Source organism: Nonomuraea muscovyensis, from assembly GCF_014207745.1.
GTDB classification, from domain to species: Bacteria; Actinomycetota; Actinomycetes; order Streptosporangiales; family Streptosporangiaceae; genus Nonomuraea; species Nonomuraea muscovyensis.
The window spans coordinates 49896-72507 of the sequence record NZ_JACHJB010000003.1; the positions used below are offsets into that span (position 1 = coordinate 49896).

Genomic DNA, 22612 nt, shown 5'->3' on the forward strand with positions numbered 1-22612 from the left:
TCGCCGACACCGAGGGCATCCAGGCCGGCGGCACCTCGACCGCGCCCCCAGTCCGGTCACTCCACGGTGAGGATCTCGTGCATGCCCTGAGCCGCGTGCCCGCGGCCCGTGCGGTAGTCGGGCAGCCAGGTGACCAGCGCGTACGTGCCAGGAGACAAGTCCGCACGTACTACCGCCGACTGTCCTGGAGACATGGGGACCAGGCCGACCGGTCGGCCCGTGAACGGATACGGCGCCTGGCCGCCCTCGTCCATCGCCGTGAAGTAGGCGCCCACCTGCTCGCGGGTGGTGCCGGGCCGTACCGGCATGAGGATGGCCTCGTTGAACTGGCGCGACCTGTTCAGCACACGCACCGGCCGCCCTGAACGGATCGTGGCGGGCGCCTCGAACCGGCTCGTGCCGTCGGGGGCCCGGTACTGCGTGATCTGGGCCGCTGCGGCCGGCGGAGACGGGCGCCATGGCGCGGGCCGTACGCGCAGCGTCCGGACCTTCTCGGCCAGGCCGGGCCTGCCGACCTCCTTGAAGTCGATCAGATGGTAGGTGCCCGCGGTCAGCTCCGTGGTGTAGGAGACGGGCGTGCTCGGCAGGACGGCCGCGCCGCCGTGCATGACCACCTCCCTGGCCAGCTTCCGGGCGGCGGCCAGCGCGTCCTCCGGGTTCGCGCGGTCGTAGGCGCGCTCCAGGTCGGCAATGACCTGTTGCAACGACACGCCCGGCCCGGCCCGCAGCACTCCCAGGTAGGCGCCTTCAGGGTCGGGCGACTGGATCCTGAAAGTGGTGGCTCCGGCGGGCATGGACGCGGGCGCCGTGAAACCGGAGGTCTCGACGACGACGTCAACGATGTTCGCGGCGGCCTCGGGGTCGGCGTGGGCCACGGAGGCGGAGGCGGTGAACGTCAGGGCGAGGGCCAAGGCGGTGATCACTCGTGTTCGCATGCCGCCCAGCGTCGTTCGCGGAACCGCTCGCCCGCATCGGCCCCAGGGCGGTACCGCGTCGTCCGACCGCGCAACCGGCGCGGTAACGCCGTCGGCTCCGGTACGACCGGCGATGTACTACCGCATCTCCTCGAGCCTACGGCCGTGACAGCGAGTCAAGATCGAAGGAGAAGAAGGCGATGGCCGGGAACAACGGCGTGGACCCTGCCGCCTCGCTGGCTCAACAGAGCGCGGGGGATCGGATCCGACCGGCGCCGTCGGTGCCATGAGGTGGTCGGTGGCTGTGGTCTTGGTGGGGGCGGTTGAGCAGCAGATCGGCTCGGGCCCGAACCGCGATTCTTGACCCCCCCATCAGCTGTTCCAGCAGAGACCTCTGCCGGTGATGGTATCCCCTCTCCAGTGGGTCCTCTGGAGGAAGGAACGAGACAGTGACAAGCAGTGTCACCTCCGTAGCCGGCACCGGCATCGCGTTCACGGCGACCGGTGCAGGACCATCGATCGTCACCGGCACCCTCCTGGCGAAACTCGACGATCCTCGGCCCTTATGACCCCGACGCGATCCGGCGGCTCAAGAATCGGGTCGACGGCGACGTCTTCGCCGGCGCCAGCGGCACGCTGGTACGCGCCATGATCGCCGACGGTCTGGTGGACGAGCTCAACCTCTTCCGCTATCCGCTTACCGGCGGCCAGGGGCCACGCCTCTTCCCGGCAGATGCCCGACCCCTGAAAATGCGCCTGGAGTCGCATCGCGCATTCGACCACGGGGTTCTCCACCTGAAGTGCCGGCTCATCTGATCGCCCGGCGACCCCGGGACGGTGCCAGGAGACGCCGGCGGTGACGAGTCGCGACCATCACGCCTTACGGACGTTCCCGTTGCGCGATCAGCCCGGCTATCCCGTTGAAGATGCAGTCAAGGCCGAACCGGCGCCCGTTGTCGTCGAGCAGGTCGCCGGTCTCGGCCATGGCCCGGGTGAGGTCGGGGAAGCGCGCGCCGTGTCTGGCCATGAGCTCGCCGATGGTGACGGCCACGCTGCCTTCGGTGGTCCAGGGCTGGGTGCCCGCCGAGGCGGTGGAGTGGATATTGCGGATATGCGCGAACAGCAGGAACACCGTGGCCATCCGCTCGCCCCCCGTCAGGCACGTCTCGGAGAGCGCGCTGACCGCGGAGTCGATCCAGCCGATCTCGTTGGGCCCCATCACCCGGTTGCCTACCGTCACCGACGGCAGCCACGGATGGCGTTCCCATGTCTCGGCCAGCAATCTGCTGAACTCCTCCATCTTGGGCCGCCAGCCACCGGGCACGCGGCCCAGCCTGGGTGGCTCGCCGACAGCCGTGTCGATCATCACGGCCATGAGTTCGGCCTTGTTGGCCACATAGCGGTAGAGCGACATCTTGGTGAAGCCGAGGTCGCCGGCGACGCGCTGCATGGACACCGCGGCGATGCCGTCGCGGTCGGCGATCTCGATGGCCGAGCGGGCGATCGCCTCGAGGCTGAGCGCGGGCCGCGCTTTCCTGGCCACCCGCTCCTCCTGATTCCAGAGCAAGCCGAGCGCGCCGTCTTCGTCGGTCGCCATCCGTCCTCCTTCACATTGAGAGTTGCCAACCTGGCCACTGTGTGTCTAGCGTACATCTTGTGTCCGACGGACGCTAAGTATCCCGGAGATAACAGGAGACCGACACGGCGACCAAGATCTTCACCAAGCCTGCACGTCAGTGACCTGAAGGCGTTGATCGACCTCTACATCAAGCTCGGCTTCCCCTTCGACGCCGACCTCACGACCGACGAGGCCGGCTGCATGGTTGTCGACGAGCACATCTACGCCTTGCTCGTGACCGGGCCGTCCTTCGGGACCATCACCGGCAGGGAGCCCGCCGACACCGCCGCCGTGCAGAAAGTGGCGCTGGTCCCGAGATCGACTGCCGCGAGCGCGTCGACGAGCTGACCGACGCCGCGGTGTCCGCCGGAGGGCGGGCGGCGGGCGAGTCCCAGGGCGAGGGCGTCATTCACTCCCGCGGCTTCCGCGACCTGGACGGACGCCTGTGGGACGTCCTCCCCAACCACCTGATCGGTACGGCTGAGCCGTACGGAAAGGACTTCCCCATGACCGAAACGTCACTGGCAGGACGCCGGGAGTGGATCGGGCTGGCCGTGCTGGCCCTGACCACGCTGCTGATGTCGCTGGACGTGAGCGTCCTGTATCTGGCCCTACCTCACCTCAGCGCCGACCTCGGCGCCGACGCCACCCAGCAATTGTGGATCATGGACATCTACTCATTCATGATCGCCGGGTTCCTGGTCACCATGGGGACGCTGGGCGACCGGATCGGCCGGCGCCGGCTGCTGCTGATCGGCTCCGCCGCCTTCGGGGTGGCCTCGGTGGTCGCCGCCTACTCCACCAGTCCCGAGATGCTCATCGCGGCCAGGGCGCTGCTCGGGATGGCCGGGGCAACTCTGATGCCGTCCTCCATGGCCCTGATCCGCACGATGTTCCGCGACCAGCGGCAGATGACCACCGCGCTGAGCCTGTGGTTCAGCTGCTTCATGGTCGGTGTGGTGATCGGTCCGCTGGTAGGAGGCGTGCTGCTGGAGCACTTCTGGTGGGGCTCGGCGTTCCTGCTCGGCGTGCCCTTCATGGTGGTCCTGCTGGCCCTGGGACCCGTGCTGCTCCCCGAGTACCGGACGGCGGGCGCGGGGCGACTGGACCCGGCGAGCGTGCTGCTGTCGCTGGCCGCGATCCTGCCGACGGTCTACGGACTGAAGAGCATCGCCAGGGACGGCTGGCAGCCGATGGCCCTGGCGGCCGTGCTGGCCGGCGCCGCCTTCGGCCTGGCGTTCGCGCGCCGGCAGCTAAGGCTCGCAGATCCCCTGCTGGACCTGCGGTTGTTCGCCAACCGGGGGATCTCTACCACGCTGGCCGTCATGCTGCTGGGCGGCATCGTCATGGCCGGCACCACCCTGCTCTCCACGGTCTACCTCCAGACCGTCGAAGGGCTGTCCCCGCTGCGGGCGGGACTGTGGCTGGTGCCGCAGAGCCTGACGATGATCGCGGCCATGATGCTCGCGCCGGTGCTGGCCAGGCGCTTCTCCACGGGGCACCTCATGGCGACTGGCCTGTTCGTCGGCGCGGCCGGTCTCTTCCTGCACACGCAGGTCGCCGCGGAGGGCGGCCTCGGGCTGCTGATCGTCGGGCTGGTGCTGGCCTCCACCGGCATCGCGCTGCCCATGGCGCTGGGCAACGGGCTGATCATGAGTTCGGTCCCGCCGGAAAAGGCCGGGTCGGCCGCCGCGCTGACGGAGACCGGAGGCGAGTTCGGTGTGGCCATGGGTGTGGCGGCGCTCGGCACGCTGAGCACCGCCGTCTACCAGGGGACGCTGGAAACGACGCTCCCCCCGGGGGTGTCCGCCGAGGCGGCGCGCGTGGCGCGCGAGAGCGTTGCTGGCGCCGCCGTGGCCGCCGCCGAGGCCGGGGAGGGGGGCGCCGCCCTCCTCGGCGCAGCGCAAGAGGCCTTCGCCGCCGGGCTGAACGCCGCGGCCTGGGTCAGTGCGCCGATCTTCGTCGGACTCGCCGCGCTCGCGCTGGTCTCCCTCCGGCAGAGAAATGAGGCCCCGAGCCAGATTGGGGAACCTGCCCGCGAGCTGGCCGGCTGACGCTGCGGGCACGGCCGGGCATCACGCATCACCGTGCGGATCTGCCTGGCGTCCTCGCGAGGGGTGTCCTGACACTCCCTTGCCGAGGAGAACCCCATGGGCGGCATCACGGCCAACCATGTCGCCCCATATCTGCTATACACCGGAGTGTCCAATGGATACTCTGGTATCCGTTGGACACTTCAGAAGGAGTGCATCATGCGTAAAGTCGTCTCCAGCCTGTTCATCTCCCTCGACGGCGTCACCGAGTCGCCGGACAAGTGGCAGTCCGCCTTCGACGAGGAGATGGCAGCCGAGATGAACGCCGTCATGGACGCCCAGGACGCCGTCCTGATGGGCCGCGTCACCTACGAGGAGTGGGCGGGATACTGGCCCACCTCGACCGACGAGCCGTTCGCGAGCTACATCAACGCCGCACACAAGTACGTCGCCTCCACGACCCTCGACCGGGCCGACTGGCAGAACACCACACTCCTCAAAGGCGACCTGACCGAGGAGATCGCCCGACTCAAGAGCGAGCCGGGCGGCAACATCGGCGTCGCAGGCAGCCCCGGCCTGGTGCGCTCACTCCTGGAGCAGGACCTGCTCGACCAGCTCAGACTGATGGTCTCGCCGGTCGTGGCCGGCGCGGGCAGGCGCCTGTTCGGCACCGACAGCCCGCTCAAGCGCCTGGAACTGGAGCAGTCGGCCCAGACCACCACCGGGACCATGATCCTCGTCTACCGCCCCGCCGGCTGAGCCCGCTCGCTGCCGCGCGCCCGTACGACGAATACGAAGGGGAAACCGGCCGGCGGGCGCGCGGCGGGTCTTGGTAGTTGTTGACGGTGGGGTGGGCTGTGGGAATGGTGGAGGAGCTCTGGAAGGCCAGGGAGATGCCGCTCCGTGACGGGCTGTACCGGCCGGACGACACTGGCTTGGAGTTGCATGTTGACGGTCCAGGGGCGTACCACCCGGATGCCGGGCAGCCGATTCCCTTCCGCGTCGGAGGACCGTTCGATGTGGCCCGGGCCATTGAGGAGCACGGCATCGACGAGGTGGACACAAATTTCGAGAGCCCGCTGCCGGACGGATCAGGATGGATGTCCGGTGGGGGCGGCGGGATGGGGAACATCGGCTACCTCGCCCGTCTGAACGCCGACCGCTCGTTGCGGTGGATCGCCGTGATGTTCCACTCCAACCCGTTCGTCGGAGTGCACTACCAGGGCATGAGTGCCGCCTTCACCAACGATTGGGGGAATCGGCTGGTGCTCGATCTTATGAGCCCTGCTCATTGCTGATCCCGCCCGTGCCCAAGATGGGTAAGTCGGAACCACTCGTCTCTGGGACGTGTTTCCCAAGCGGCGCCGTGCGGCTCATGCCTCTGGAAGGGAGGGATCGGGTTTCCAGGGGTTTGGTGCGGTGATGGACCAGCGTTCATGGTCGCGCCAGGCCCCGTCGATGTAGAGATAGGCGGGCGACAGCCCTTCATAACGGAAGCCCAGGCGCTGGGCCAGGGCCAGGGATGCTTTGTTCGCCGGCTGGATGTTGGCCTCCAGCCGGTGGAGGCGCAGGTCGGTGAAGGCGTGCTGCAGGGTGACGGTGAGCCCGTCGGTCATGTAACCCTGCCCTGCGGACGGGGCGAAGGCTGCATAGCCGAGGGACGCGCCCTGGTAGCGGCCCCGGATGATCGAGTTGATGTTGACCGTGCCGGCGGCTGCGCCGGTCTCCCGGACACGGATCAGAAAGCCCAGGTTGGTGCCGTCGTCGAAGCGGCGCATCCAGACCCGGAACTCCTCCGCGGTCGCGGGCAGCTGCATCCATGGCATGTGCAGCTCGGCGCTGGCCTGCACGAGCGAGCAGAACTCGTCCTGGTCGGAGAGGGTGAGCGGGCGCAGTTCGACCCGTGATGGCATTTCGGACATGGACCAACGTTAGGGCCTGTTGTGAGCAGTGGATCGCCAGAGTTATCCATCTGACGGGAACCGCCGGGGGGTGCGCCGCGAACCCACGGATCACGGGCTTGGACGGTTGCGTGGTGGGCTGCGCACCATGCCCCGTCGGCCCTCCGGCGGGAGAGGTCTACAGCTTGCCGCCGCGTAGGCCTGGGACCGCTGTAGCTACGGCGGGCCGCCACTCTGAGGCCAACGGCTTGCGAGAAGAGATCTGCCCTAATAACGCAACGAAGAGCTTGCCCCGCCCAAAGGGGCAAGCCCTTCGGATGGGTCGGCCTATCGGTCGTTGATCGGGTGATAGTGGTAACGGCCGCCGATGCACAGGTACTCCCCGAAGATGCCGGGACCCCAGACTCGACCTCCTCCCTGTGTGCACTGGCTCGCGGTGACGGGCGCACCTGGGTCGGGGCTGGCGGCGGGGGCGGTGCCGAGCAGCAGGGTGCCGGCTGCGGCTGTGGCCGTCAGGAGGGCGAGCAGGGGACGGTGCATGACAGGACTCCCGTTCGTCGAGGTCGAATGGTCTCCTGCGAGCGTCCCCGGACAGGCCTGTTACGGAACGTTACTTGGCGCTACTTAGCGAAACCGGAGATGCTCGCGGAATCGAGATGACCACGCGAGGGTGCCGAGGCGGACCGCGACATCGTTCGCATCATGTACGAGCGCGACGCCGGCCCCGCATGGCTGGTCTTCGACCAGAACCACCGCAACCGCCACTTGTTCACGCTCGACGTCCCCGGCTTCCTGGTACGCCCCCGGCGCGGTCATCCCGACCTGTCGGCAACGCCTCCTGACCGGTCATGGGCCGCAGCCACGCGGGGGCCAGCTCCGCACAAAACCCATCTCCGCGTGCGCGGGGAGCGCCCTGCCCACAGCAGACGGGGCGGCGCTGCCGGCCCGCACCGGCCGCCCGGCTGACGAGCGCAGCTTGGTCAGGACTTCTGCCGGCCTTCAGCGTGGCGGCGGCTCGCTCGCCGAGGGAGTGGGAGGTACCCCGGCCACCTGCGCGATAGCCGGCTGATCGACTTCGTCAGTCAGGGGGGTGATGATGTCACTCATGAGGCCACAAGACTTTGACGACCTTGGAAGCATGGTGACCCATTCGAGTCTCGCGCTCTCGGGGACCGAGCTCTCCGAGGTGGCTCGCGCGGTGACGGGGGAGGCCGCACGGCTCCAGGCGGACCTCGCCGCCCTCGGCGACCGTTGGGGCAGCGGTGAGGTGGGCGCCACGATCGGCAGGCTCGACGGGGCCGTGCTGCGGCTGCTGCTCGACCGGTGTGCCGACCTGGCCGAGCTGCACCAGGCCGACTCCGGCAAGGTCATGGCCAGGTCGGCGATCCATCGCGAAGCCGAGCTCGACACCGTGACAGTCGTCGAGCGGGGCGCGCTGGACGTCTGACCGTTCTCATGAGTCATCGGGGTTCCACGTGGGCCTCTTCGCCTTCTGCCAGGCCTCGACCTGCCTGGCGGTCTCCGAGGCGTCCTTCGCCGCCGTCTCGGCCTGCCTCGCTGCTTTGGGGTTCGGCGAGAAATGCCGGGCGATCTCTTCGGCGCGGGACTGCGGCTGCGCCGGCGCAGTGGGTGCTGTCGGTGCGGCCGGCGTGCCCTTCGCGGGGGTAGCGGCCGTACCGGGCGACTTGATGGCGCGGGCGGCCCGCCGCCTCGCCAGGAGCGCCGCCGCCCGCTCGAACAGCCAGCGGCAGAGCCCGCTCAGCAGCCGTAACGTCGTGCGCAGGAGGAAGCCGATGAGCGCTCTGGTGCCCTCGACGGCGGCCCGGGAGATGGCGGCTCCCGCCATCCCGAAGAAGCCCGCGGCCCTCAGCTTCATGATCAGGACAACGGCGGCCGCGACGAGCGACACCTTCAGAGCCGCCCAGAGAAAGCTCGCCGAGACGTGGCCGCCGGCAGTGGCCAGCGCGGCCCTGACGATGTCCCTGGTCTGCGCCCGGGCGCCCTCGTCGCCCTCCACGCTGGCCCGCATGGCGGCCATGCCGTGGCCGGAGTTGTCGGCCCCGACGCGTCCGACCGCCCCGTCCGCCCGTTCGCTCTCCCACCGCAAGGTGTCAGCGAAGGTGATCAACCGTCGCCCGGACGCCAGCAACTGCTCGGAGTCCAGGTCGGGCACGGACAGGCCAGTCAATGCCAGGGCCAGTTGGACCTGGCCCGGTAACTGAACACCCACTGGACACTCCAAGATCTGCGTAGACGTGATCTTACCGATGCTCCCGGCATGGGGTGGTAGGAACGGGGCGACCTCGCCGGCCGCGGCACCGGAGGCTCCTACGGGACGGAGTTCCAGGACCCCACAGTCGCCCTCTCTCAGCCGGTGTGAAGGGTCCGAAAGCGATCGGGTTCCGCCGGATCTCGATCGACGACTTGGATCGGCGCCCAAGCCCATTGCCAAACGCTGATGCCCGGCGTGCGGGAGAACTGGATCTGCCCGCGGGTGCCTTCGACCGCGACGCGCGGCCAGGATTCGGCAGTGCGCGCCCGGTCCGTGCCGTGAGAACGCAGCACATCGGCGAGGACGGCGACCGCGTCGTAGCCCTCGAAGGCGACGAAGGAGGGCGCTTCGGCCAGCCGCTCGCGGAGGGCCGTCTCGACTCGTGCACCGAGTGGGCTGAGGCGCTCGGGCAGGTAGCGCAGGAACGGGATCGCGGCGCCGTCGTCGCCCAGCGACGTCACCCATTCGGCGAACTCCGGTTGCCCGGCCGGAGCACCGATCATGATCTCGGCGAGGCGCTGGTCGCGGCGGACAGACTTGACGATCGACACTGCCGGCTCCGGGTTGCCGACCAGGAGAAGGAGGGCTGTCGCGCGATTGTCGACGAGTTCGTCGCACACGGCCGTGGGGGTGAGCGCGCGCATGTCGAGCTCGATGACGGTGCCGCCGCGTGGAGCGAGGTAGTCCCGCAGAATGCGGGCCCCGGACGCCCAGTAGACACTCGACTCGGCTGCTACGGCGATTCGGCTGTAGCCCGCGCCGAGGAGGAAGTCCGCGTAGATCTGCCAGCCGCGGGACTGCGCCGGGGCGAGGCGCGCGACCCATTCCGTCGGCTGTTCGGTGAGCGCGTCGAGAACCGCCGACGAACAGAGGAACGGCAGGCCGAGGGCGTCGGCCCTGGCGGCAGCGGCACGAGCGACGACGCTGTGATACTCCCCCGCCAAGGCGGCCACGCCCAGGCGGGCCAACTCATCCACGGCCGCCGCGGCCCTCTGCGGATCAGCCGCGGTGTCTCGGACCACCAGCTCGAGTGGTCTTCCGGCGATCCCGCCGGCGTCATTGACTTTGCGAACGGCCAGCTCGAGTCCAGCGAGCAGGTGCCGGCCCGCCTCGACCCAGCCAGGCCGGGTCAGCGGAACGAGAGCGCCGATCTGGACGGATGATCCGTCAGTCCGCTCGGCTCCAGGTGTCGATGGTGGCGTATTCATACGTTGGCGTCTCCCGTGTGGTGATTCGGCTACAGTTTGCCCGGATCGCAGAGTGGCCGGCATAGGCGGTCACCCTCAACGGCGGCTTCCACCGTTCACGGGGCGGCGTGCAGAACATCGAGGGGCCGGCCGGCGGTGCACAGGACAGACGGTGACCCCTACGGTCGGGCGTGTGAGCATCGAAGATCGGAAGGTTCGCGCCGCGGTGAGGCTCCCTCGTCTCATCGGGCGGTGGCGTCGGGACCGGGACGTACAGGGCCGGACGTCCTGGGCGCACGGGCGGGTCCTCGCGTCGGTGGCCGTGCTGGTGGCCGTGCTGCTCGCCTTCCCCGGCGTCGTGCCCAACACCCTGGGCAACCTCGGCAGCCTGCTGGAGACCTTCCTTCCCTGGGGTGGCCTGGCCGTTCCCGTGCTGATGGTCCTGGCACTGCTGCGTCGCTCGGCCATCGCGATGGTGTCCCTGGTGCTGCCCGCAGCGGTCTGGGCCGGCCTCTTCGGTGAGCGGTTGCTACCCGCTGACCAGGGGGCGGCTCACGACCTGACCGTGCTCCAGCACAACGTCAGCGACGAGAATCCCGATCCCGAAGGAACCGCGCGAACCCTGGCGCAGGTCGGAGCCGACCTCATTGCTCTGGAGGAGTTGATGCCCGGGGCCCTGCCCGTCTACGAGGCCGTCCTCGCGCCCGGCCTTCCCCACCACGCGGTCGTGGGCACCGTCGGACTCTGGTCCAGATATCCCCTTGAGGACTCCGGACCGGTGGACATCAGGCCCGCGGATGTCGGGGGAGACTGGAGCCGAGGGCTGCGGTCCACCATGCGGACGCCATCCGGCGACGTGGCCGTGTACGTCGCTCACCTGCCCTCCGTCCGTATCCGGCTGCCGGACGGCTTCGACTCCCGCTGGAGGGACGAGAGCGCCGCCGCACTGGGCGCGGCCATCGCCGCGGAAGAGCTGGACACCGTCGTCCTGCTGGGCGACTTCAACAGCACCCTCGATGACCGTGGCCTGGCTCCGGTCACCTCCCGGCTGGCCCCGGCGGAGGAGGGTTTCGGCTTCAGCTGGCCCGCTGCCTTCCCCATCGCCCGGATCGACCACGTCATGACCCGTGCGGCGATTCCTGTCACCACCTGGACCTTGCCGGCGACCGGCAGCGACCACCTGGCGGTCGCAGCCCGCCTCGAACGCTGACATTCACCGGTGACCGGGGAACCCCGTCGTCTCGCACCATTCCCAAGGACGGCCCGGTTCGCCGGGGAAGCGGCCACTACATCACCGCCCACGCCGTCGGCACGGTCGCGAGGGTCTGCAGCGCCGGCCCGGCCAAGGGGCGGTCGCTCCGGGCCCCGCGGTCGTCAGCTGCGGTGTCGTGTCAGCGGTCGCGTCAGCACGGCAACGGCCCGGTATCAGCGGGGTCGGCGATGTTGGATGCCATGAACGGTTCAGCGATCGCGGCCTCGGGGCTGCGCAAGGCAAACAAAGACAAGATCGTGCTCGACGGCGTCAACAGGTTCCGGATGCCGCGGGTCTTCCGGGGAGTGGCGGTCACGGCGCTGGCGGCCGCGCTGCTGGCCGGGGCGGCCACACCCGGGGTGGCCGCCGCGGACAGCAGGTCCCTGCCGAAGGCCGCTGCCGGGCAGGATCGCCCGGAACTGCAGAAGGCCGTCCAGGCGTTCGTCGATCGCGGTTACGCCGGGTTGCAGATGCGCGTGCACGATCAGCGGGGCGAGTGGGTCGGCAGCGCCGGGGTGCGCAAGCTGGGCCAGAGCGCGAAGCCGCCGACGAACGGGCGGTTCTGGGTGGGCAGTATCACCAAGACCTTCACCGCGACCGTGGTGTTGCAACTGGTGGCCGAGGGCAAGATCGGGTTGGACGCCCCGGTGGCCGGCTACCTGCCCAAGCTCGGGCTGGACCGGCGGATCACCGTGCGGATGCTGCTGCGGCACACCAGCGGGTTGTTCAACTACACCGGCGAGTACTACGACGACGGGACGGTCGTGCCGGGGATCCCCGCGATGGGCAAGGAGTGGGTGGACAACCGGTTCCGCACCTACCGGCCGCAGGAGCTGGTACGGCTCGCGTTGTCCAAGCCGGCGCGGTTCGAGCCGGGGACGGACCAGAGCTACTCCAACACCAACTACACGCTGGCCCTGCTGCTGATCGAGAAGGTCACCGGTCGCTCGTACGCCGAGGAGATGCAGCGGCGGATCCTGCGACCGCTCGGGCTGCGGGGCACCGTGGTGCCGGGTGTCCGGACGCAACTCCCCGGGCCGCACGCCCACGGCTACTACCGCTACCAGGACGCCGGCCAGTGGAAGGTGGTCGACGTCACCCGCCAGAACCTCTCCCTGCTGGCCGGCGCCGGTGACATGATCTCGACCACCCAGGATCTCCAGACGTTCGTCTCCGCGCTGATGGGCGGCAAGCTCCTGCCGGCCCCGCTGCTGGCCGAGATGCGCAAGCCGCATGGGAAGCTGGGCTACGGCCTTGGGCTGTTCGTGCAGGACCTGGGCCCGAACTGCGGCGGCACCGTCTTCCAGCACAACGGCAGCCCTCCCGGGGGCTACGGGGCGCTGATGTACAGCTCGCCCGACGGCAGTAAGACCCTGACCGCCTCGGTGACCAGCGGAGACGCCGCAGTCGACCAGGCGCAGGAGTTCCCGAAGGCCCTGGAGAAGCTCTTGACGGCGGTGTTCTGCGGCGGGCAGGCCGACTAAGGTCCTTCGATGCGCATGTATCTCTCCTCCTTCCGGATGGGCGATCGGCCAGACCAGTTGCTCGCGCTGCTGGGCGGGCAGGGTTCGGCCGAAGTCGCCGTGATCGCCAACGCCATGGACGCCCAGCCCCCGGACGAACGCAGAGCCGGGGTCGAGCGTGAGACCAGCGAGCTCACCGCGCTGGGGCTGCAGCCGACCGAGCTTGACCTGCGCACGTTCTTCGACCAGCCCCACCAAGCCGTCGCGGCCGTGCTGGCCCGCTTTCCCATGGTCTGGGTGCGCGGCGGAAATGTGTTCATGCTGCGTTACGCGCTCGCCCGCAGTGGTGCCGACACCGCACTGACAGCCCTGATCCGACGGGACGCAGTGGTCTACGCCGGATACAGCGCCGGCCCGTGCGTGCTGGCGCCGAGCCTGCGCGGACTGGAGTACTGCGACGACCCGCACGTCGTCCCCGCGACCTACGGCATGCCGGTGATCTGGGACGGGCTGGGCGTCCTCGACTACGCGGTGGTGCCACACATCGACTCCCCGGGCCACCCTGAGTCGCAGGCCCTGGGTGTCGTCGCGGCCAACTACGATGCTGACGGCATCGCGCACCGCACCCTGCGTGACGGGCAGGCACTCGTCATCGACGGCGAGGACACGCGTATCTGCTGACCGGCACCCTGCCGACGCCCGACGACGCCTCGCCGATGAGCACCCCGCCGACCCGACTGGACGGCGGGATGCTCTCGTCCCACACCATTCGGCACTTTCAACGCCTGGCTCGCAGGCATTTCGAGCGCCGCGGGGCCGGGGTTGCCGAACCGGATCCGTGTCATCGGACGGTCACCGGCGTTCTTCCTCCGGCGGAAACCAGGCCTGAAGGTTCTCGGGGTTGATCGGCACTGAGATGTGTTCGTGCGTGATCAACCACTTGTCGCTTGACCGTCGGCAACAAACGGTCGATCTTACCCATATCGCGCTCTGGAGCCCGTTCTTGCGTGTTCCGCTGTCCAGGTGAAGCATGTGCGCGAAGGCGACGTCTGCACTCGTCGCAAGGGTAAGGTCGTGCGTTTCCAGGCCGATGGGGCCATCGTATTCGTCAAACCACCGCACAAAGTTGCCGCGGACTTCATCCAATCCCGCGAACTGGAGAGGGGGAACGACATCGTAATAAACGATGTCGGAAGAATAGTGTGACATGAGTCGATCAATGAGGCTTTTCCAACCTGATCGCGCTGGTCAGCAGGGGCGGCGCCGGGACGAGTTGGCATGAGAAGAGGCTCCCGGTAAGACAGCAGTCGACCAAGATCCGATGCCTCTACCGGAGAGCCTCGTTGCTGTCTTACCGCGCCGCGATTCCGCTGTCCAATCACACCCTGATCCGCCTGGCCGAGCTCATCCGTACCCGGCGTGCCGAGCGCCGCTGCCGATGGCGGCGCCTGGATGCGTCCCGGCAGGCCCTGCTCGTCCTCGCCCACCTGCGCAACGGCGACACCTACGCGCGTCTGGCTGCGGGCTTCGCCATCGGCACCAGCACCGCCTGGCGCTACGTCCGCGAAGCGGTCGACCTGCTCTCCATGCTCGCCGACGACGTCCACGCCGCCGTCATACGCGCCGACCGGCTGGCCTACACCATCCTGGACGGCACCTTGATCCCGATCGACAGGCTGGCCGACGAACGGCCGTACTACTCCGGCAAACACCGACGCCACGGCGTGAACGTGCAGGTCCTGGCCGACCCATCCGGCCGGATCGTCTGGGCCTCACCCGCGCTGCCCGGCGCCACGCATGACCTGACCGCGGCACGCGCCACCGGCCTGATCGACGCGCTGACCGCCGCAGGGGTCAAGACCTTCGCCGACAAGGGCTATCAAGGCGCGGGCGGCAGCATCCGCACGCCGTTCAAAGGTCATCGGCTGCGGCCGCCGCTGTCGCGCCATCAGCGCTCGGTCAACCGCGCACACGCCCGCATCCGCGCCTGCGGAGAACGCGCCGTTGCCACCTTGAAGACCTGGAAGGTCCTGACCCGGCTGCGCTGCTGCCCGCACCGCGCCACCACGATCGTGCAGGCCATCCTCGTCCTACAGCTCATCGAAGAAGGCCGCCACTCAGGATGAAAAGTGCTCAATGTCCTTTGCCTGGCAGGCATCGACTCGACTGTCCAAGAGCGCCCTGACCTCGGAATCGTTCGACGTCATCGCATCCTCCGTTCAAGAATCTGACCGCGTCGGTGTTCGGTGCTGGATCAGGCGGCGCGGCCGGCCTTGAGCGCGGCCACGGTGTCGACGACGCGGCGGGCCTGGTATCGGGCCGCCTGCAAGGTCACCTCGCTGGGCGGGCCGTCGCCGGTCACGTGGGAGGTGCCGTAGGGGTTGCCTGACTGGAACTGGACGGGGTCGGTGTAGCCGGGGGGCACGATGATGCCGCCCCAGTGGTAGAAGGTGTTCCCCAGTGCCAGGAGGGTGGATTCCTGTCCGCCGTGGGCGGTGCTGGAGGCGGTGAAAGCCGAGTACACCTTGTCCGCGAGCTTGCCTTGGTACCACAGGGGACCGGTGGTGTCGATGAACTGCCTGAGCTGGCCGGCCGGGTTGCCGAAGCGGGTGGGGGTGCCGAACAGCACCGCGTCGGCCCAGGCCAGATCGTCGTGGCCGGCCTCGGCGACGTCGGCGGTGTCCAGGAGGTGTTGGGCCCAGGCCGGATTGGCGCTGATCGCCTCCGGTGGGGCCGTTTCGGCGATCTTGCGCAGTCGTACGTGTGCGCCGGCCTTTTCCGCACCCTCGGCGGCGGCTTGCGCCAGAGCGTGCACGGTGCCGGTGGCGCTGTAGTAGATGACTGCGACGTTCACGGGTTCCACGATTGGTTCACTTCCTTCGTGTTCGCTTCACCGGTACCGACGACACAGCCCTGCGCAATGTGAGGCGACGCGCCCACCTCGCCACCCGGGCCAGGACGCAGCCGGCCTGGCCGGCCCCGACCAAGACCTGCCCGGCCCCTGGGCGCCGTGCTGGTGCCGGTTACCGACGCGGCCGGCACCCTCGCCACGGCCGCCTGCCGGCGCCGAGCGGCACGACCAGGCCAGGCGTCACCGGTGGTGAGCCGTCCACCGCTACACGCCCGCCCGGAGGCGGCGTGCGCCCGCAAGGCTCTTCAGCCTGCGGACCAGGTAGCGGGCGTCGCACCACATCGACGTGTTCGCGGGTGCCGTCGGACCACACCACGGCGTCTCCGTCCAGGCGGGTGAACATGGGGCGCCGGTCGAAGCGGCCGTCGCGTAGCGCCTGCCGGTAGCTGCCGGCGCGCGGCTTCCTCACCTCCACCCACCTGGCGGCCCTGCGCGACGGCGGTGTGCTGACCTCGCGGCGGGAGTGGCGGCCGACTCTTCGGCGTCGACCTCGCCGGGCCGCAGGCTGCGGTCGGCGGCGGCCGGGGCGCGGGTTCGGGCGATCGTCGGGAGCGGCGGTGATGGTCGATGACCGCCACAAGTTAGGTGCCCATCTAATTTGACATACCTCTAATCAATGAGGCACTCTACTGACTACTTCGACAAGTTTCTAAACAGGAGGTGCGCGATGCGCGCTCTGCTCCGCCGGTTCCGCTCCACCGCCGATGTCACCTTCGACGAGACCCGTGGCGAGGTCTGTGACACGAGCTGCCGCGCGAGCGCCCTGGTGGACCGCGCCCGCACCAACACCCTGCTCATCCGCTGAGACCCGCCGAATTCAGGAGAGGCCATCATGAGTGACAGATGCTGTGGCACCACCGCCGTCGAGATCGAGCAGATCGTGGCACCCGCCGCGCCCGGCGCGTTGCCGGTCGTGGTCATCGGCGCCGGCCCGGTGGGGCTGGCCGCCGCCGCGCACCTGGCCGAGCGCGGTCAGGACTTCCTGGTCCTGGAGGCGGGCGAGCGGGTGGCCGCCTCGGTCGCGCAGTGGGGTCACGTCCGGGTGTTCAGCCCGTGGAAGTACAACATCGACGCTGCCGCCAAGCGCCTGCTGGAGGCCGACGGCTGGAGCGGGCCGGACCCCGAGTGGCTGCCCACCGGAGCTGAGCTGATCAGTGACTATCTCGCTCCGCTGGCCAAGCTGTTCGGGGACAAGGTACGGCTGGGCGCCAAGGCGGCGGCGATCAGCCGCCTCGGTTATGACCGGGTCCGGACCAACGGCCGCGAAGACGTCCCGTTCCTGATCCGTCTCGATGGCGGTGAGGAGTTGCGGGCCCGCGCGATCATCGACGCCTCGGGCACCTATGTCACGCCGAACGTCCTGGGCGCGAGCGGCCTGCCCGCGTACGGCGAGGCGGAGGCGGGCGAGCTGGTCGACCACGCCCTGCCCGACGTGCTCGGCGCCGACCGCGCGGCCTACGAGGGCAGGCACACGCTGGTCGTGGGCGCCGGCCACTCGGCCGCCACCACCCTGCTCGCCCTCGCCCAGCTCGACAACGCCCAGATCACGTGGGCCATCCGCGCGGGCAGCGCCGGCCGTAGTTATGGAGGCGGCGCGGCCGACGCGCTGCCCGCCCGTGGCGCGCTCGGCACCCGCCTGCGCGCCCACGTCGAGTCAGGGCGCATCCAGCTGCTGGCCGGCTTCTTCACCCACTCCGTCACCCGAAGCGGCGGCCAGGTGAGCGTGGTCAGCCGCGACCCGTCCGGCGCCGAGCAGACCGTCACGGTGGATCGCATCGTGGCCGCGACCGGCTACCGGCCCGACCACTCCATCGCCTCCGAGCTGCGCCTGGACCTGGACCCGATCCTCGGCTCCACCCGGCGGCTGGCCCCGCTGATCGACCCCAACCAGCACTCCTGCGGCACCGTGCCCGCCCACGGCGTCGACGAGCTGTCCCACCCCGAACCGGGCTACTACGCCGTCGGCGTCAAGAGCTACGGTCGCGCCCCGACGTTCCTGATGGCCACCGGCTACGAGCAGGTCCGCTCGGTCGTCGCCGCGATCGCCGGAGACTGGGAGGCGGCCCGCGACGTGCAGCTCGACCTGCCGGAGACCGGCGTGTGCTCCTCCAACCTCGCCGAGGCCCAGGAGCAGCGCGTCGGCCTGGCCACCGGGATCAGCGGCGGCCTGCTGGCCACCCCGCTGCCCCTGGCCACCGTCGGCGCCTCCAGCGACGGCGGCGGCTGCTGCGGCTGATCTCGAGTTCCGGCGAGCCGGGGTGAGCTCCACCGCCGAGACCGCCGCCTCGCGGATGAGGGGCGGCGGTCAGCCGCGTTCCGGCCACGGCCGGCGGATCGTCGCCGCGCTGGCCGTCACCCAGACCATCGGGTACGGCGTGCTCTACTACGCCTTCTCCGTCTTCCTCGCACCGATGGCCCGCGACCTGCACGCCAGCAAGCCCCAGATCGCCGCCGCGCTCACCCTGTCGATCCTGATCGCCGCCCTGTGCGCGCCGCTGGTCGGCCGCCGGCTGGATGCCCGCGGCGGCCGTGGGCTCATGACCGCCGGATCGATTCTCGGCGCGGTCGCCGTGCTGGCCTGGTCGCGGGTGGAGAGCCTGTGGCAGCTGTACGCGGTGTTCGCCGCGATGGGCGTCGCCTGCTCGATGGTGCTCTACGAGTCGGCCTTCGCCGTCATCGTCGGCTGGTTCGACGGCCCGGCCAGGGAACGCGGCCGGGCAGGCGCCCTGCTGGCGCTGACTGTCGTGGCCGGCTTCGCCTCCTCGATCTTCCTGCCGCTCACCGGGCTGCTGGTGGAGTGGTACGGCTGGCGGCAGGCCCTGGTCGTCCTGGCGCTGGTCTACGGCGTGGCCGCGATCCCCCTGCACGCGCTCGTCCTGCGCCGCCGTACCCACGCCAAGCACGAGACCGCCACGGCAGAGGTGCGTGCCGGCATCGTCAAGGCCGCCATCCGCCGGCGGCCGTTCTGGCTGCTGGTGCTCGCCTTCACCGCCCACGGCGGCGCGGCGGCGGTGATGGCCGTCCTGCTCATCACCTACCTCATCCACCTCGGGCACTCACCCGTCCTGGCCGCCACGCTGGCCGGACTTCTGGGGGTGCTGTCGGTGACCGGACGGCTGCTCACCACCGGCCTGCAACGCCGCCTGCCCGCCGCGCTCATCGCCGCTGCGATCTTCGCCCTGCAGGGCGTGGCCGTTCTGCTGCTGCCGCTGGTCGGGCGCACGGTGCCGGGTGCCGTCGGCTGCGTGCTGGGATTCGGGCTCGGCTTCGGCATCGCCTCCATCACCCTGCCGCACCTGCTGGTCGGCCGGTACGGCACCGCCGCCTACGCCTCGTTGTCCGGTCGTATCGCGGTCTTCTCCGTCGCCGACAAGGCCCTCGCTCCGCTGGGAGCGGTCGCACTCGCCCAAGCCGTGGGCTCCGTCTGGGTGATGGGAGCGGTCGCCACCGCCTGCGCGATCGCCGCGTTGGCCTTGGCCGCCTACCATCGCGTATAATTTCGATTAACTTCGAAGTAAGGGATGCCGCATGACCGCCGTCACGATCCAGTGCTGCGCACCGATCGCGCGCGAGCCGCTGTCGGAGACCGACGCCGCCGAGCTCTCGGTCATGCTCAAGGCCGTCGCCGACCCCGTACGGCTGCGCCTGCTGTCGATGATCGGATCCCACGCCGGCGGCGAGGCCTGCGTGTGCGACCTCACCGACGCCTTCGACCTGACCGCCCCCACCATCTCCCACCACCTCAAGGTCCTGCGTACGGCGGGCTTGATCGACGGTGAGCGGCGCGGCACCTGGGTCTACTACCGGATCATCCCCGAGGCGGTGAACAAGCTGGGCGCCCTGTTCGCGCCGCTCACCGAGCCCGCGCCCGGCAGGCCGGGTGAGCTGGAGCTCACCCCCGTATGACCGGACATCCGCGCGCGGTCGATGTCCTGGTCATCGGCGGCGGCCAGGCGGGCCTGGCGGCCGGCTACTACCTGCGCCGCGCCAAGGCCGACTTCGTCATCCTCGACGCCCAGGAGCGGCCAGGCGGAGCGTGGCGGCACGCCTGGCCGTCGCTGCGGCTGTTCTCGCCCGCGCAATACAGCTCGCTGCCCGGCCGGATGATGCCCGCCCCGCCCGGCGGCGGCTACCCCAGTGCCGAGGACACCGTCGCCTACCTCACCGACTACGAACAGCGCTACGACCTGCCCGTGATCCGCCCTGTCACCGTCCGCGCGGTACGGCGGGGCGGCGACCGCCTGCTGGTGGACACCGGCGCGGGCACCTGGCGGGCCCGCGTCGTGATCAGCGCGACCGGCACCTGGTGGCGCCCGTACGTCCCGTACTACCCCGGCATCCGCGGCTTCCGGGGCGAGCAACTCCACACGGTCGACTACCGAGGCCCGGAGCCGTTCCGCGGCCGACGCGTGGTGATCGTCGGCGGCGCCAACTCCGGCGCCCAGATCCTCGCCGAGGTTTCCACCGTCGCCGACACCACCTGGGTCACCCAGCGCCCGCCCCGCCTGCTGCCCGACGAACTCGACGGCCGGGCCCTTTTCGCCCTGGCCACGCGACGGGCCGAGGGCGGAGCCGGCATCGGCGACCTGGGCGACATCGTGGTCGTCCCGCCCGTCCGCGAAGCGCGCGACCGCGGCGTCCTCAAGGCCGAACCCATGTTCAGCCGGATCACCGCCGAAGGCGTCGCCTGGCCCGACGGCACCAGCCTGGCCTGCGACGCCATCATCTGGTGCACCGGCTTCCGCCCCGCCCTCGGCCACCTGGCCCCGCTACGGCTGCGCGGTCCCGACGGCCGCATCCCGGTCGAGGGCACCCGCGCCATCGGCGAACCCCGCCTGCACCTGCTCGGCTACGGCGACTGGACCGGCCCCGCCTCCGCCACCCTCATCGGCGCGGGCCGCACGGCTCGTGAGACGGTCGCGGAGATCATGAGGTCGGGGCCTGCGTAGTCCCGGCCCGTGCGGATGCGTCGCGCCCCGGCTCGCGCCGGTCGCTCAGGTCCGCCTCGATCTCGCCCCCCGATGGTCAGCAGACGCGTGGGAGTCCTCGCTAGGCCAGTTCCTTGATCAGCTTCTCGACGCGGGCGCGGATCTCGTCGCGGATCGGGCGGACGGCCTCGATGCCCTGGCCGGCGGGGTCGTCGAGTTTCCAGTCCTCGTACCGCTTGCCGGGGAAGATCGGGCAGGCGTCGCCGCAGCCCATGGTGATGACCACGTCGCTGGCCTGGACGGCGTCGGTGGTGAGGACCTTCGGCCGGGCGGCGGCGATGTCGATGCCGACCTCGCGCATGGCCTCGACGGCTACGGGGTTGATCGTCTCGGCGGGGGCGGAGCCGGCGGAGCGCACCTCGATGCGGTCGCCGGCCAGGTGGGTGAGCCAGCCGGCGGCCATCTGGGAACGGCCGGCGTTGTGGACGCAGACGAACAGGACGCTAGGCATGAGCGGTCTCCTTGCTGAACAGGCGTCGGCCCCACAGGCTGACGTAAACCAGGGCGACCAGGACCGGGACCTCGATGAGCGGGCCGACGACCCCGGCGAGGGCCTGGCCGGAGGTGACGCCGAACACGCCGACGGCCACCGCGATGGCCAGTTCGAAGTTGTTGCCGGCGGCGGTGAAGGCGAGTGTGGAGGTGCGGTCGTAGGGCAGGCCGATGGCCCGCCCGGCGAGGAACGAGCCGCCCCACATGAGGAAGAAGTAGGCCAGCAGCGGCAGCGCGATGCGGGCCACCTCCAGAGGGCGTTCGCTGATCGTGTGCCCCTGCAGGGCGAACAGGATGACGATGGTGAACAGCAGCCCGTACAGGGCGATCGGGCCGATCTTGGGCAGGAAGCGGGTCTCGTACCAGTCGCGGCCCTTGGCGCGTTCGCCCAGCTTGCGTGACAGGTATCCGGCCAGCAGGGGGATGCCGAGGAAGATCAGTACGTACTGGGCGATGTCCCACGCCGAGACGTCCAGCGCGGCCTCGGGCAAGCCGAGCCAGCCGGGCAGCAGTTCCAGGTAGAACCAGCCGAGCGCGCCGAACGCCACCACCTGGAAGATCGAGTTGAGCGCGACCAGGACGGCGGCGGCCTCACGGTCGCCGCAGGCGAGGTCGTTCCAGATGAGCACCATGGCGATGCACCGGGCGAGCCCGACGATGATCAGGCCGGTGCGGTACTCGGGCAGGTCGGGCAGCAGCGCCCAGGCCAGCGCGAACATCAGCGCCGGGCCGACCACCCAGTTCAGCACCAGCGACGCGATGAGCATGCGGCGGTCGCCGGTGACGGTGTCGAGGCGGTCGTAGCGGACCTTGGCCAGCACCGGGTACATCATCAGCAGCAGGCCCAGCGCGATCGGCAGCGAGATCTCACCGATCTTCACCGCTTCCAGCGCGGTGTCCAGGCCGGGCACCAGCCGCCCGAGGAGCAGCCCGGCGGCCATCGCCAGCCCGATCCACACCGGCAGGAACCGGTCCAGCGTGGACAGCCCGCCGATCACACCCGAGCTCTTGGTCGTGGACGACATCCGGGTTCCTGGCCTCATATCGTGGCGGGCGTGTTGAGCAGTGCGGACAACTCGGCGAGCGTGTCCGGGACGAGCCGGTAGTAGACCCAGGAGGCGCGGCGTTCGGAGGCGAGCAGGCCGACGTCCTTGAGCACCTTCAGGTGGTGGCTGATGGTCGGCTGCGACAGCTCGAAAGCGTCGGTGATGTCGCACACGCACACCTCGCCGCCCTGACGGCTGGCCACGATCGACACGATCCGCAGCCGCACCGGATCGCCCAGCGCCTTGAACACCCGCGCCACGCCCGCGGCCTGCTCGGCGTCCAGCGGCTCGCGTGTCAGAGGCGGGCTGCACTCCAGGAGTTCGAGCAGTTCCATCCACACTCCCCGCATAGACGTCGGTCGAAGTCGGTCACTGTCTATATTGACAGACATCTATCAGTGCTTGTGGCGAGGGGTCAGGTCATCGGCACTCCGAGGTCGGCCAGCAGGGACGCGGACCCGGCGCTCCTCGGTCCACGGATGCCGAGGCCGCGCTCGGCCATGGAGGCGAAGGCCGCGGGGTTGACCTCGGTGGC

26 protein-coding genes are annotated in these 22612 nt (G+C 69.9%); 15 read left to right on the forward strand and 11 right to left on the reverse strand.

Annotated elements, in window-relative coordinates:
* Positions 1-56: 56 nt before the first annotated feature.
* Positions 57-935 carry a hypothetical protein gene (locus FHU36_RS31795; RefSeq protein ID WP_185087802.1) on the reverse strand — a complete coding sequence of 293 codons (879 nt, stop codon included), beginning with the start codon at positions 933-935 and terminating at the stop codon, positions 57-59.
* A 483-nt stretch (positions 936-1418) separates the two neighbouring features.
* Here FHU36_RS31795 and FHU36_RS43845 point away from each other — a divergent pair, with 483 nt between their 5' ends.
* Complete coding sequence (locus FHU36_RS43845; RefSeq protein ID WP_185087803.1) at positions 1419-1730, forward strand: dihydrofolate reductase family protein; 312 nt, start codon at positions 1419-1421, stop codon at positions 1728-1730.
* A gap of 64 nt (positions 1731-1794) precedes the next feature.
* On the opposite strand, the gene FHU36_RS31805 is transcribed toward FHU36_RS43845, so the two are convergent.
* Positions 1795-2511 (reverse strand): TetR/AcrR family transcriptional regulator, encoded by a 717-nt coding sequence (locus FHU36_RS31805; RefSeq protein WP_185087804.1) that lies wholly within the window; start codon positions 2509-2511, stop codon positions 1795-1797.
* A gap of 153 nt (positions 2512-2664) precedes the next feature.
* Here FHU36_RS31805 and FHU36_RS31810 point away from each other — a divergent pair, with 153 nt between their 5' ends.
* The 4 genes from FHU36_RS31810 to FHU36_RS31825 all read left to right on the forward strand — a co-directional run bounded on the left by FHU36_RS31810 (position 2665) and on the right by FHU36_RS31825 (position 5863).
* Positions 2665-2880: a hypothetical protein gene (locus FHU36_RS31810; protein WP_185087805.1), complete on the forward strand. Its 216-nt coding sequence runs from the start codon at positions 2665-2667 to the stop codon at positions 2878-2880.
* Positions 2881-2891: 11 nt separating this feature from the next.
* Positions 2892-4586 (forward strand): MFS transporter, encoded by a 1695-nt coding sequence (locus tag FHU36_RS31815; RefSeq protein WP_312891986.1) that lies wholly within the window; start codon positions 2892-2894, stop codon positions 4584-4586.
* Positions 4587-4784: 198 nt separating this feature from the next.
* Positions 4785-5324, forward strand: a complete 540-nt coding sequence (locus tag FHU36_RS31820) for a dihydrofolate reductase family protein (RefSeq protein ID WP_185087806.1) — start codon at positions 4785-4787, stop codon at positions 5322-5324.
* Positions 5325-5428: 104 nt separating this feature from the next.
* Positions 5429-5863 carry a hypothetical protein gene (locus tag FHU36_RS31825; protein WP_221497044.1) on the forward strand — a complete coding sequence of 145 codons (435 nt, stop codon included), beginning with the start codon at positions 5429-5431 and terminating at the stop codon, positions 5861-5863.
* 75 nt (positions 5864-5938) lie between these two features.
* Here the strand turns inward: FHU36_RS31825 and FHU36_RS31830 are convergent, their stop codons facing one another.
* Both FHU36_RS31830 and FHU36_RS31835 read right to left on the reverse strand, forming a co-directional pair.
* Entirely contained in the window at positions 5939-6487 is a 549-nt protein-coding gene (locus FHU36_RS31830) for a GNAT family N-acetyltransferase (protein ID WP_185087808.1), read from the reverse strand.
* Positions 6488-6793: 306 nt separating this feature from the next.
* A complete protein-coding gene (locus FHU36_RS31835) occupies positions 6794-7006 on the reverse strand; it encodes a hypothetical protein (protein ID WP_185087809.1) in 213 nt (70 codons plus the stop codon).
* Between the two features lie 598 nt (positions 7007-7604).
* Here FHU36_RS31835 and FHU36_RS31840 point away from each other — a divergent pair.
* Positions 7605-7913: a hypothetical protein gene (locus FHU36_RS31840; RefSeq protein ID WP_185087810.1), complete on the forward strand. Its 309-nt coding sequence runs from the start codon at positions 7605-7607 to the stop codon at positions 7911-7913.
* A 6-nt stretch (positions 7914-7919) separates the two neighbouring features.
* Here the strand turns inward: FHU36_RS31840 and FHU36_RS31845 are convergent, their stop codons facing one another.
* Positions 7920-8696, reverse strand: a complete 777-nt coding sequence (locus FHU36_RS31845; RefSeq protein ID WP_185087811.1) for a hypothetical protein — start codon at positions 8694-8696, stop codon at positions 7920-7922.
* A gap of 137 nt (positions 8697-8833) precedes the next feature.
* Positions 8834-9946 (reverse strand): ABC transporter substrate-binding protein, encoded by a 1113-nt coding sequence (locus FHU36_RS31850; RefSeq protein WP_185087812.1) that lies wholly within the window; start codon positions 9944-9946, stop codon positions 8834-8836.
* Between the two features lie 223 nt (positions 9947-10169).
* Here FHU36_RS31850 and FHU36_RS31855 point away from each other — a divergent pair, with 223 nt between their 5' ends.
* The 3 genes from FHU36_RS31855 to FHU36_RS31865 all read left to right on the forward strand — a co-directional run bounded on the left by FHU36_RS31855 (position 10170) and on the right by FHU36_RS31865 (position 13321).
* Positions 10170-11135 carry an endonuclease/exonuclease/phosphatase family protein gene (locus FHU36_RS31855; protein WP_376774188.1) on the forward strand — a complete coding sequence of 322 codons (966 nt, stop codon included), beginning with the start codon at positions 10170-10172 and terminating at the stop codon, positions 11133-11135.
* Between the two features lie 242 nt (positions 11136-11377).
* A complete protein-coding gene (locus tag FHU36_RS31860; RefSeq protein ID WP_246503022.1) occupies positions 11378-12661 on the forward strand; it encodes a serine hydrolase domain-containing protein in 1284 nt (427 codons plus the stop codon).
* A 9-nt stretch (positions 12662-12670) separates the two neighbouring features.
* Positions 12671-13321 (forward strand): Type 1 glutamine amidotransferase-like domain-containing protein, encoded by a 651-nt coding sequence (locus tag FHU36_RS31865; RefSeq protein ID WP_185087814.1) that lies wholly within the window; start codon positions 12671-12673, stop codon positions 13319-13321.
* 171 nt (positions 13322-13492) lie between these two features.
* Here the strand turns inward: FHU36_RS31865 and FHU36_RS31870 are convergent, their stop codons facing one another.
* Complete coding sequence (locus FHU36_RS31870) at positions 13493-13849, reverse strand: YybH family protein (RefSeq protein ID WP_185087815.1); 357 nt, start codon at positions 13847-13849, stop codon at positions 13493-13495.
* 134 nt (positions 13850-13983) lie between these two features.
* Here FHU36_RS31870 and FHU36_RS31875 point away from each other — a divergent pair, with 134 nt between their 5' ends.
* Positions 13984-14766 carry a transposase family protein gene (locus FHU36_RS31875; protein WP_185082461.1) on the forward strand — a complete coding sequence of 261 codons (783 nt, stop codon included), beginning with the start codon at positions 13984-13986 and terminating at the stop codon, positions 14764-14766.
* A 128-nt stretch (positions 14767-14894) separates the two neighbouring features.
* Here the strand turns inward: FHU36_RS31875 and wrbA are convergent, their stop codons facing one another.
* On the reverse strand, positions 14895-15503 hold the full coding sequence (gene wrbA, locus FHU36_RS31880) for an NAD(P)H:quinone oxidoreductase (RefSeq protein ID WP_312891988.1): 609 nt from the start codon (positions 15501-15503) through the stop codon (positions 14895-14897).
* Positions 15504-16218: 715 nt separating this feature from the next.
* Between wrbA and FHU36_RS31885 the strand changes: the two genes are divergently transcribed.
* Genes FHU36_RS31885 through FHU36_RS31905 form a run of 5 tightly spaced genes read left to right on the forward strand, consistent with a single transcriptional unit; the run spans position 16219 to position 20500 of the window.
* Positions 16219-16356 (forward strand): hypothetical protein, encoded by a 138-nt coding sequence (locus FHU36_RS31885; RefSeq protein ID WP_185087816.1) that lies wholly within the window; start codon positions 16219-16221, stop codon positions 16354-16356.
* Positions 16357-16383: 27 nt separating this feature from the next.
* Positions 16384-17787 carry an FAD-dependent oxidoreductase gene (locus FHU36_RS31890; RefSeq protein ID WP_185087817.1) on the forward strand — a complete coding sequence of 468 codons (1404 nt, stop codon included), beginning with the start codon at positions 16384-16386 and terminating at the stop codon, positions 17785-17787.
* Between the two features lie 22 nt (positions 17788-17809).
* Positions 17810-19048 carry an MFS transporter gene (locus FHU36_RS31895; RefSeq protein WP_312891990.1) on the forward strand — a complete coding sequence of 413 codons (1239 nt, stop codon included), beginning with the start codon at positions 17810-17812 and terminating at the stop codon, positions 19046-19048.
* A gap of 31 nt (positions 19049-19079) precedes the next feature.
* Positions 19080-19457: an ArsR/SmtB family transcription factor gene (locus FHU36_RS31900; RefSeq protein WP_185087818.1), complete on the forward strand. Its 378-nt coding sequence runs from the start codon at positions 19080-19082 to the stop codon at positions 19455-19457.
* On the forward strand, positions 19454-20500 hold the full coding sequence (locus tag FHU36_RS31905; RefSeq protein WP_185087819.1) for an ArsO family NAD(P)H-dependent flavin-containing monooxygenase: 1047 nt from the start codon (positions 19454-19456) through the stop codon (positions 20498-20500). Before FHU36_RS31900 ends, FHU36_RS31905 begins: the two co-directional genes overlap by 4 nt.
* A 100-nt stretch (positions 20501-20600) precedes the next feature.
* On the opposite strand, the gene FHU36_RS31910 is transcribed toward FHU36_RS31905, so the two are convergent.
* Genes FHU36_RS31910 through FHU36_RS31920 form a run of 3 tightly spaced genes read right to left on the reverse strand, consistent with a single transcriptional unit; the run spans position 20601 to position 22412 of the window.
* Entirely contained in the window at positions 20601-20990 is a 390-nt protein-coding gene (locus tag FHU36_RS31910; protein ID WP_185087820.1) for an arsenate reductase ArsC, read from the reverse strand.
* Positions 20983-22056 (reverse strand): ACR3 family arsenite efflux transporter, encoded by a 1074-nt coding sequence (gene arsB, locus FHU36_RS31915; RefSeq protein WP_221497045.1) that lies wholly within the window; start codon positions 22054-22056, stop codon positions 20983-20985. Before arsB ends, FHU36_RS31910 begins: the two co-directional genes overlap by 8 nt.
* Before the next feature lie 14 nt (positions 22057-22070).
* Positions 22071-22412, reverse strand: a complete 342-nt coding sequence (locus FHU36_RS31920) for an ArsR/SmtB family transcription factor (protein ID WP_185087821.1) — start codon at positions 22410-22412, stop codon at positions 22071-22073.
* Positions 22413-22612: the final 200 nt, after the last annotated feature.

Excerpts from the sequence above, each read along its gene's own strand:
- FHU36_RS31825 (WP_221497044.1), top strand. The coding sequence starts at position 5,429 with ATGGTGGAGGAGCTCTGGAAGGCCAGGGAGATGCCGCTCCGTGACGGG.
- FHU36_RS31850 (WP_185087812.1), bottom strand. The coding sequence starts at position 9,946 with ATGAATACGCCACCATCGACACCTGGAGCCGAGCGGACTGACGGATCA.
- FHU36_RS31890 (WP_185087817.1), top strand. The coding sequence starts at position 16,384 with ATGAGTGACAGATGCTGTGGCACCACCGCCGTCGAGATCGAGCAGATC.
- FHU36_RS31840 (WP_185087810.1), top strand. The coding sequence starts at position 7,605 with ATGGTGACCCATTCGAGTCTCGCGCTCTCGGGGACCGAGCTCTCCGAG.
- FHU36_RS31905 (WP_185087819.1), top strand. The coding sequence starts at position 19,454 with ATGACCGGACATCCGCGCGCGGTCGATGTCCTGGTCATCGGCGGCGGC.
- FHU36_RS31820 (WP_185087806.1), top strand. The coding sequence starts at position 4,785 with ATGCGTAAAGTCGTCTCCAGCCTGTTCATCTCCCTCGACGGCGTCACC.
- FHU36_RS31920 (WP_185087821.1), bottom strand. The coding sequence starts at position 22,412 with ATGGAACTGCTCGAACTCCTGGAGTGCAGCCCGCCTCTGACACGCGAG.
- FHU36_RS31900 (WP_185087818.1), top strand. The coding sequence starts at position 19,080 with ATGACCGCCGTCACGATCCAGTGCTGCGCACCGATCGCGCGCGAGCCG.
- FHU36_RS31805 (WP_185087804.1), bottom strand. The coding sequence starts at position 2,511 with ATGGCGACCGACGAAGACGGCGCGCTCGGCTTGCTCTGGAATCAGGAG.
- FHU36_RS31870 (WP_185087815.1), bottom strand. The coding sequence starts at position 13,849 with ATGTCACACTATTCTTCCGACATCGTTTATTACGATGTCGTTCCCCCT.
- FHU36_RS31830 (WP_185087808.1), bottom strand. The coding sequence starts at position 6,487 with ATGTCCGAAATGCCATCACGGGTCGAACTGCGCCCGCTCACCCTCTCC.
- FHU36_RS31885 (WP_185087816.1), top strand. The coding sequence starts at position 16,219 with ATGCGCGCTCTGCTCCGCCGGTTCCGCTCCACCGCCGATGTCACCTTC.
- FHU36_RS31910 (WP_185087820.1), bottom strand. The coding sequence starts at position 20,990 with ATGCCTAGCGTCCTGTTCGTCTGCGTCCACAACGCCGGCCGTTCCCAG.
- FHU36_RS31795 (WP_185087802.1), bottom strand. The coding sequence starts at position 935 with ATGCGAACACGAGTGATCACCGCCTTGGCCCTCGCCCTGACGTTCACC.
- FHU36_RS31860 (WP_246503022.1), top strand. The coding sequence starts at position 11,378 with ATGAACGGTTCAGCGATCGCGGCCTCGGGGCTGCGCAAGGCAAACAAA.
- FHU36_RS31865 (WP_185087814.1), top strand. The coding sequence starts at position 12,671 with ATGCGCATGTATCTCTCCTCCTTCCGGATGGGCGATCGGCCAGACCAG.
- FHU36_RS31835 (WP_185087809.1), bottom strand. The coding sequence starts at position 7,006 with ATGCACCGTCCCCTGCTCGCCCTCCTGACGGCCACAGCCGCAGCCGGC.
- arsB (WP_221497045.1), bottom strand. The coding sequence starts at position 22,056 with ATGTCGTCCACGACCAAGAGCTCGGGTGTGATCGGCGGGCTGTCCACG.